Source organism: Kitasatospora sp. DSM 101779, from assembly GCF_025655475.1.
Taxonomy (GTDB): Bacteria; Actinomycetota; Actinomycetes; order Streptomycetales; family Streptomycetaceae; genus Kitasatospora.
This window is the reverse complement of record NZ_JAHTIK010000001.1, coordinates 6,433,840-6,441,854: the sequence shown is the minus strand read 5'-3', so window position 1 is coordinate 6,441,854 and position 8,015 is coordinate 6,433,840. Positions and strand designations below refer to the sequence as shown.

The 8,015-nt window shown below is 75.6% G+C and carries 8 protein-coding genes; 7 read left to right on the top strand and 1 reads right to left on the bottom strand.

Annotated elements, in window-relative coordinates; all coding sequences use genetic code 11:
• Positions 1 to 90: 90 nt before the first annotated feature.
• Positions 91 to 927, bottom strand: coding sequence for a UbiA family prenyltransferase (locus tag KSNIM_RS29305; protein ID WP_263106142.1), 837 nt, complete (start codon positions 925 to 927; stop codon positions 91 to 93).
• Positions 928 to 1,577: 650 nt separating this feature from the next.
• Here KSNIM_RS29305 and KSNIM_RS29300 point away from each other — a divergent pair.
• From KSNIM_RS29300 to KSNIM_RS29270, 7 genes are all read left to right on the top strand, one after another.
• Positions 1,578 to 2,642 carry a type III polyketide synthase gene (locus tag KSNIM_RS29300; RefSeq protein WP_263106141.1) on the top strand — a complete coding sequence of 355 codons (1,065 nt, stop codon included), beginning with the start codon at positions 1,578 to 1,580 and terminating at the stop codon, positions 2,640 to 2,642.
• Positions 2,643 to 2,652: 10 nt separating this feature from the next.
• Complete coding sequence (locus KSNIM_RS29295) at positions 2,653 to 3,177, top strand: isoprenylcysteine carboxyl methyltransferase family protein (RefSeq protein ID WP_263106140.1); 525 nt, start codon at positions 2,653 to 2,655, stop codon at positions 3,175 to 3,177.
• Positions 3,174 to 4,199 carry an NAD(P)/FAD-dependent oxidoreductase gene (locus KSNIM_RS29290; protein WP_263106139.1) on the top strand — a complete coding sequence of 342 codons (1,026 nt, stop codon included), beginning with the start codon at positions 3,174 to 3,176 and terminating at the stop codon, positions 4,197 to 4,199. Before KSNIM_RS29295 ends, KSNIM_RS29290 begins: the two co-directional genes overlap by 4 nt.
• Positions 4,200 to 4,646: 447 nt before the next feature.
• A complete protein-coding gene (locus KSNIM_RS29285) occupies positions 4,647 to 5,999 on the top strand; it encodes a glycoside hydrolase family 16 protein (RefSeq protein ID WP_263106138.1) in 1,353 nt (450 codons plus the stop codon).
• A 171-nt stretch (positions 6,000 to 6,170) separates the two neighbouring features.
• Positions 6,171 to 6,740 carry a hypothetical protein gene (locus KSNIM_RS29280; RefSeq protein WP_263106137.1) on the top strand — a complete coding sequence of 190 codons (570 nt, stop codon included), beginning with the start codon at positions 6,171 to 6,173 and terminating at the stop codon, positions 6,738 to 6,740.
• A 163-nt stretch (positions 6,741 to 6,903) separates the two neighbouring features.
• A complete protein-coding gene (locus tag KSNIM_RS29275) occupies positions 6,904 to 7,149 on the top strand; it encodes a hypothetical protein (RefSeq protein WP_263106136.1) in 246 nt (81 codons plus the stop codon).
• A 178-nt stretch (positions 7,150 to 7,327) separates the two neighbouring features.
• A complete protein-coding gene (locus KSNIM_RS29270) occupies positions 7,328 to 7,867 on the top strand; it encodes a hypothetical protein (protein ID WP_263106135.1) in 540 nt (179 codons plus the stop codon).
• Positions 7,868 to 8,015: the final 148 nt, after the last annotated feature.

Here is an 8,015-nt window from a genome sequence, read left to right as displayed (position 1 = left end):
AGGTCGGGCGGTCCGGAAGGTGGGCAGCGGGAGGCCGGGCGGGCGGCGGGGTGCTGCGCGGGCGGCCGGGCCGCGGGATAGGTGGTCGTGTCATCCGGCGGCCGGGCCGCGGGCGAGCAGGAGTGCGACGTCCAGGCCCGCCACGGCGATGGTGGCGAGGAAGGGGATCCGGCCGGGCGTGACGGGGGCCAGCAGGGCGGTGGCGACGGCGACGGCCAGAGCGAGGGCCTCCGCCGGGGGGACGGGATGCCCGGGGCCGAGGACCAGGACGGCGGTGGCGGCGGACGTCGCGGCGGCGGCCACCGCGGCGGACGGGCGGCGGCCCAGGCGCTGGGGCAGGCCGAGGACGCCGGCGGCACGGTCCGCCGGAATGTCGGGGAGGACATTGGCGAAGTGCGCGCCACAGCCGAGCAGCGCGGCCGCGGCCGTCACCCACCAGGGCGGGACGGCCGCGGTGGCGAAGGCCGGCAGGGCCCCGAAGGCCACCGCGTACGGCAGCCAGGAGGCGGCCGTCCGCTTCAGCCGGAGATTGTAGGCCCAGCCGGCGGCGACGCCGGCGAGGTGGGCGGCCCCGGCCCCGGTGCCGCAGGCGAGGGAGAGCGGAACGGCGGCGGCGAGCGCGGCAGCGGCCGCGGTGCCCACCGTCCCGGGGGCGAGGGCGCCGCGGGCGAGGGGCTTGTCGGCGCGTCCGGCGGCGGCGTCCCGGGCGGAGTCGATGCGGTCGTTGGACCAGCCGATGGACAGCTGACCGGCGGCCGTGGCGGCCGCAGTGAGCAGGACGGCGCCTCTGCCGCGGCCGGCAGCGGCCGCGAGCCCCGCGGCGAAGGCGGTGACGGCGGCAGCCGGAGCGGGGTGGCACGCGGCCAGCAGCAGGGCCGGCCGGCGGATCCACCGCCCGGCTGCCGCGGCGTCCATCCCACTGGACATGCCGTCAGGTTAGGCCCTCACCCTCCGTTCGCCCCGCAACGGCACGCGGCGGCAGTGCGAGGGCGATGTGGGGTGTCCGGTGTCCGGCGGGCGGCGGGCGGCGGCCGGTGGGCGGTCTGCGGTGTGCGGTGGCACGCCGGGGCACGGGTGGGTGATCGCGTATCCCTGGGAGGTGGGTGGCGCGAAGCGGACAGGCCGTCCCTCCGGTTACACACCATCGCGTTTGCATCGGGCGGGCTGGGTGACAGGGCATCACGCACGCGACGGTCACGCACACCGCCCGGAGAGGCCGATCCGATCCGATCCGATCCGGAGGTGCACGATCGCGCAGTCCTGCAGGGAGGTGGTCGGGTTCACGGACTGGACAGGCCGTCACTCCGGTTACACTCTGTCACAGTTTCACGGTCTCACACCGGCGAGGTTATACAGCGTCACCCCCGCCACAGCGGCTCCCACGAGCAAGAGACCGCGCCAAGGCCACCGCACCACGGCACCCCCTCACGAACGTGATACGGCATCACCCATACGGCGCCGGCATCCAGGGCATCCGGGACACCCCCCGACAGGCGCGGCATGCGGCACCTGGAACGTGGCACGCCCACACATCCCTCTTTCGACTCATTCATCCGAGTTGTCCCTATGCTGAGCCGATGACCCGAATTGTGGCGGTGAGCGGGGTGCTGCCGGTCCATCGGTACCGGCAGGAGGAGATCACCGAGGCGCTGGCCGTGCTCTGCCTGCCGCCGGATGCGGACCGGGCGGTGCTGGAGCGGCTGCACGCCGGGGCCGGGGTGGCGACCCGTCATCTGGCGCTGCCGCTGGAGCGGTACGCGGGGATCGACGGCTTCGGACAGGCCAACGACGCGTTCATCGCCGCCGCACTGGAGCTCGGCGAGCGGGCCGCGCGGACGGCGCTGGCCGAGTCGGGGCTGGCCGCCGAGGAGATCGAGCTGGTGGTGTCGACGTCCGTGACCGGGATCGCGGCACCGTCGCTGGAGGCCCGTCTGGCGGGCCCGCTCGGGCTGCGGCAGGACGTCCGCCGGCTGCCGGTGTTCGGGCTGGGTTGTGCGGCGGGCGCGGCCGGGCTGGCCCGGGTGCACGACTATCTGGCCGGCCGGCCGGACCATGCCGCGCTGCTGCTCTCCACCGAGCTGTGCTCACTGACCCTGCAGCGGTCGGACGCCTCCACGGCCAACCTGGTGGCCTCGGCACTGTTCGGGGACGGCGCGGGCGCGCTGCTGGCGGTCGGTCCGGAGCACCCGCGCTTCCACGACTCCCCCGGCCCGCGGGTGGTGGCGACCCGCAGCCGCCTCTACCCGGGTACCGGGCACCTGCTGGGCTGGGACATCGGGGACCGCGGCTTCCGGATCGTGCTCGGCGGGGCGCTGCCGGAGCTGGCCGGGCTGCACGTCGCCGAGGAGGTCGCGGCCTTCCTCGCCGAGCACGACCTGAAGCCCGACGAGGTGGCCGCCTGGATCTGCCACCCGGGTGGGCCGAAGGTGCTGGACGCGCTCGGGGAGGCGCTCGGCCTGCCGGAGTCCGCGCTCGCGCCGAGCCGCCGCTCGCTGGGCCTGGTGGGCAACCTGTCCTCCGCCTCGGTGCTGCACATCCTGCGCGACGTCCAGGCGGACGGTCCGCCGCCGCCCGGCTCGGCCGGCGTGGTGCTCGCGCTGGGGCCCGGCTTCTGTTCCGAACTCGTCCTGCTCCGCTGGTGATCGAGGCCCCATGTCCTGGTACTCCCTGCTCGTCCTGCTGGTCGCCGCCGAGCGGCTCGTCGAACTGGTCGTCGCGCGCCGCAACGCCGCCTGGAGCCTCGCTCGCGGTGGCACCGAGCACGGCCGCGGCCACTACCCGCCGATGGTGCTGCTGCACAAGGCGCTGCTGGTCGGCTGTCTGGTCGAACCGGCGGTGATGGCGCGGCCGTTCGTGCCCGCGCTGGGTGTGCCGATGCTGCTGCTGGTGGTCGCCGCGCAGGCGCTGCGCTGGTGGTGCATCGTCTCGCTCGGGCCGCGCTGGAACACCCGGGTGATCGTGGTGCCGGGCCTGCCGCTGGTCACCCGCGGCCCGTACCGGTGGCTGCGGCACCCCAACTACCTGGCGGTGGTGGTGGAGGGGGCTGCGCTGCCGCTGGTGCACTCGGCGTGGCTGACGGCCGGCGCCTTCACGGCGCTGAACCTGTGGCTGCTCGGGGTGCGCATCCGGTGCGAGGAGGCGGCGCTCGGCGGGGCGGTGCCGGCGGTCGCCCGGTGATCGACCTGCTGGTGGTGGGCGGGGGCCCGGCCGGGCTGGCCACCGCCGTGCACGGCGCGCTCGCGGGCCTGGAGGTGGTGGTGGCCGAGCCGCGTCCGACGCCGGTGGACAAGGCCTGCGGGGAGGGGCTGATGCCGGCCGCCGTCCGGGCGCTGGCCGGGCTCGGGGTGGCGCCGGAGGGCCGCGCGTTCCACGGCATCCGCTACCTGGAGGCGGCCGGGGGCCGCGCTGCGGAGGCGCGGTTCCGCTCGGGTCACGGGCTCGGGGTGCGGCGCACGGTACTGCACGCGGCGCTGGCCGCGCGGGCCGCGGAGCTCGGTGTGCGGGTGCTGCCGCTGCGGGTCGGTCCGGTCGACGTGGGCCCGCACGCGGTGCGGGCGGCCGGGCTGACGGCCCGCCACCTGGTCGCAGCGGACGGGCTGCACTCCCCCGTCCGGCGCTCCCTCGGCCTGCACCGGCCGCCGCCGCCGGGCCGGTCCGCCCGGTACGGGCTGCGCCGGCACTACCCCGTGGCGCCGTGGTGCGGGTCGGTGGAGGTGCACTGGTCGGCGCGGGCCGAGGCGTACGTCACACCGCTGGGCCCGGAGCTGGTGGGTGTGGCACTGCTCACCTGCGACCGGGCGCCGTTCGACGAGCAGTTGGCGCGCTTCCCGCTGCTTGCGGCCCGGCTGCCGGCCGGGGCGGGCACAGCGGTGCGCGGTGCGGGGCCGCTGCACCAGCAGGTCCGGGCGCGGGTCGCCGGGCGGGCGCTGCTGGTGGGCGATGCGGCCGGCTATCTGGACGCACTCACCGGGGAGGGCCTGTCGGTGGCCCTGGCCTGCGCGGACGCGCTGGTGCACTGCGTGCGGACGGGCCGGCCGGAGGCGTACGAGCGGGCCTGGCGGCGTGCCTCGCGCAGCTACCGCCTGCTGACCGGCGCACTGCTGTGGGCGCGGCAGCGGCCGGTGCTGGCGCCACGGATCGTGCCGCTCGCCGCTCGGCTGCCGCGGGTGTTCGAGGCCGGGGTGAACCTGCTGGCGTGAGGCCCCGGACGGACTGCCTGGCCGCCCGGGCGGCGGGTGGTCCGCACCGCCCCCGGGCGTCCCTCAAGGGGACGGCATGCGGTGGCCCCCGGGCCAGGCGCAGAGCGCGGAGCACGGGAGCGCGGGCCCGGCACAGTGGGGGCGCGGAACGGGTGAGGCGCCGTCAGGGACGCCCTCCAGGACGCCTCCGATACCACCCAATTCCCTATCAACTCGCATTAATTCGGACATAAACCCCCTGTGCCCGAGATCACAGGAACCGCCCAACCACACCGCCTCACCTGGGATTTTGGGCGTGTACACGCGATCGGGACGCCGTGCGGCCGGTGCAGCGGGCTTGCGCCGCGAGCGGACCGTCGCGCAGGCTCTGGCGCTGAGCGGTCCGCCTCTCCGGTCTCGGAAGGGCGGGCCACGTCCGTAGGGGGGTACGAAAGGTTCCCCCACCCCATGCCCAGAAACTCGAAGCACCGCCGTACCGCGCGACTCACCGCCCGCCGGGTTGCCGCCCTCGGGCTCGCGGTCACCGCCGTCGGAACCGGCGCCGCAGCCTGGGCCGCCCCGGGCGGCTCGTCCGAACCTGTCGTCGTCGACTCGCTGACGCTCACTCCCGCGGCGCCCTCCGCCGGCGCCACGGTGACCGCCACCGCGAAGGTGCACGCCACCCAGCAGACCGCCGTCCAGGCGCTGACCGTCGCGGTCCGATCCTCGAGCGGCGCCAACTACGACTTCGCCGGCGCGATCCCGACCACGCTGACCTCGGCGCAGCAGACCTTCGTACCCAAGAGCCGGACCTTCCCGGCCGGCGCCTACACGATGTTCGTCGCCTACAAGGCGAACAACGTCTGGCACAACCTGGCGCCGAAGAAGGCGTTCACCTCCGACGGCACCACGGTGACGACGCCGAGCCCGACGCCGTCCGCACCGGCCACCTCGGCCTCGCCGACCCCGACGGCCGCGGCGAGCAGCTCCGCCCCGGCGAGCACCGCGCCCACCGCGCCCGTCGCTCCCACCGCGCCCAGCACCTCCGCCTCGGCCAGCAGCACGCCCACCGCGAGCGCGACCCCGAGCGCCACCGCCACCCCGAGCGCCTCGGCGTCCGCGTCCACCGCTCCCAGCAGCGGCGGCCCGCTGGGCATCGCGGGCAGCTGGCGCCAGGTCTTCGCCGACGACTTCAACGGCACCTCGGTCGACTCCGGCAAGTGGACGGCCAACTGGCTCGGCTGCGCGACCTGCACCACCCCGCCGGTGAACTCCTACGAGAAGGCCGCCTACGCCCCCTCGCAGGCGACCGTCAGCGGCGGCAACCTGCACCTGGTCGCCACGCCGAAGGCGGCGACCGCGAACGGCAAGTCCTTCCCGTACACCTCGGGCATGGTGCAGAGCAACGGCAAGGCGCAGTTCACCTACGGCGCCTTCGAGGCCCGGATCTACCTGCCCGGCAACGGCGGCACGATCTCCAACTGGCCGGCCTTCTGGACGGACGGCCAGAGCTGGCCGGCCGACGGTGAGATGGACGTGATGGAGGGCCTGGGCGGCCAGGCCTGCTACCACTACCACTCGCCCTCCGGCGGCCCCGGCAGCTGCGCGCCCGGCGACTACACCGGCTGGCACACCTACGGCGCCGAGTGGGCGCCCGGTTCCGTCACCTACTACTACGACGGCAAGAAGGTCGGCCAGATCACCACGGGCATCACCAGCAGCCCGCAGTACCTGATCCTCAACAACGGCGTCTACACGACCGACACCGTGACCGCCGACACCGACATGCAGGTGGACTACGTCAAGGTCTGGCAGCACTGACCCACCCCGCCAGGGCCCGCTCGGACGCCCCGGCCCCGCCCTCGCGGCGGGCCCGGAGGCAGCCCGCGCGGGCCCTGCGGCGTCCCCGGGGCGGCGGGCTGGCGGGCCCTGCGGCGTCCCCGGGGCGGCGGGAGAATGCCGGGAGGGGACCGCCCGGCCAGGGAGTACGCCATGGTGCAGCACCGCGTGAGCTGCCCGCACTGCGGGCACCCCACCGACTGGCGCGAGCAGCTCACCGAGGAGGAGCTGCGCGGCATCGACCGGCGGCGGCGCCGGGGCCTGGGCGTCCTGGTGGTGTGCTGCGCGGCGCTGCTGCCGTGGATCGGCTTCCTGGCCGCGACGCTGCCGGTGCACTTCGAGGCCCGGCAGTGGCGGCTCGCCTGGGTCGGCTTCGACCTCGGACTGCTGGCGGCCCTGGCGGCGACCGCCTGGTTCGGCTGGCAGCGGCGCCGGCTGCTGGTGCCGTGGGCGCTGGCGGCGGGCGTCCTGCTGATCTGCGACGCCTGGTTCGACGTGATGCTGTCCTGGGGGACGGACGACGTCTGGGCGAGCGTCGCCGCGGCCCTGCTGGTCGAGCTGCCGCTGGCCGCGGCGCTGCTGCTGCGGGTGCGGAGGATCCTGCAGTTCATGCTGCGGCACTACTGGTACCTGGCCGACCTGCCCGGCGAACCGCCGCCGCTGTACCGGGCGCCGCTGCTCACCGAGGCACTGCCCGAGCGGCCGGGGCGACGGCCGGCCTGAGGGCGGGCCCCTGTGGAGACGTCCGACCGGACGGCGGGCCCGCGCGGAGGGGGACGACCGGACGGGAAGCAGGGACCGGGCGGCGCGCCGTGCTGTGGGCCGGTCGGGCGATCCGGGGATGCGGCCGGCGCCGCTCGGGTGCGCGGCGGGTGACACTGGGGGTATGGCAGCGTCACCGGAGCAGAGCGGCGAGGACATCTTCACCCCGCCCGTCGTGGTGCGCCCGCCCACCCGGGGCGTCCGCCCGTACCGCCGGGTCGAGATCTACGGCCGGCTGGTCGGCCGGGCGTACGGCGAGGAGGACGTGGCGGAGTTCATCCGGCACGCGGGGGTGTCCGAGCCCGATCTGGACGATCCGGACCTGGTGGGCTGGCGCGGCGGCGACCGCACCGTCTGGTCCGCGGACTGACGCGGGCCGCCGGCGGCGGTCGCCGCGGCCCGCGTGCGGGGGTCCACCCGGGCGGAGGCGGCCATCCAGGGCAATCGGGCCACTCCAACCGCCGAGGGGCGGGCCGCTGGAGTGGCCGGGCGGGCGGCGCGGGGCGGTAGTGGTAGCTGACCGCTCACGTCGGGTGAAGGAGTCCGCCATGCCCAAGGTCCGTCCGGCTGCCGTCCTCGCTGCCGTCCTGCTCGCCGCCGTCTGCCTCGGTTGCGCCCCGGGCGACCCGAATCCGGCGCCGCTGCCGGGCCGGCCGGCGCAGCAGGAGCCGTCGACGGAGTCCCCGGCCCCGAGCGCCGCGCCCGAGCCGGCCGAGTCGCCCGCCCCGGCCCCCGGCACCCAGGTGTCGCTGGCCGACGGCGCCGGGTTCGGGCCGATCCTGGTGGACTCCCGGGGCCGCACCCTCTACCTCTACGAGGGCGACACCTCCACGCAGTCGACCTGCTACGGCGAGTGCGCGACGCGGTGTCCGCCGCTGACGACGACCGGCTTCCCGGTCGCGGGCGCCGGCGTGGACGACGGGCTGCTGGGGGTCGGCAAACGGACCGACGGGGTCGGTCAGGTCCTCTACAAGGGGCACCCGCTGTACTACTTCGCCGAGGACACCGTGCCCGGCGAGGCCGGCGGCCAGCAGCTCGACCAGTGGTACGTCGTGAATGCGCTCGGCGACAAGGTGACGGTCGGCTGAACCCCGCGCGGGGCCCGGATCGACAGCGCCCGAACGGCGCTGAATGGTGGTCTGCACCATTTCCGAGGTCTGCATAGTCTTGCACAACGGATCCCAGGAATCTCCACCGGTCCGCCTCATCATTATGCACTGCGGCGGGTGGCGATAC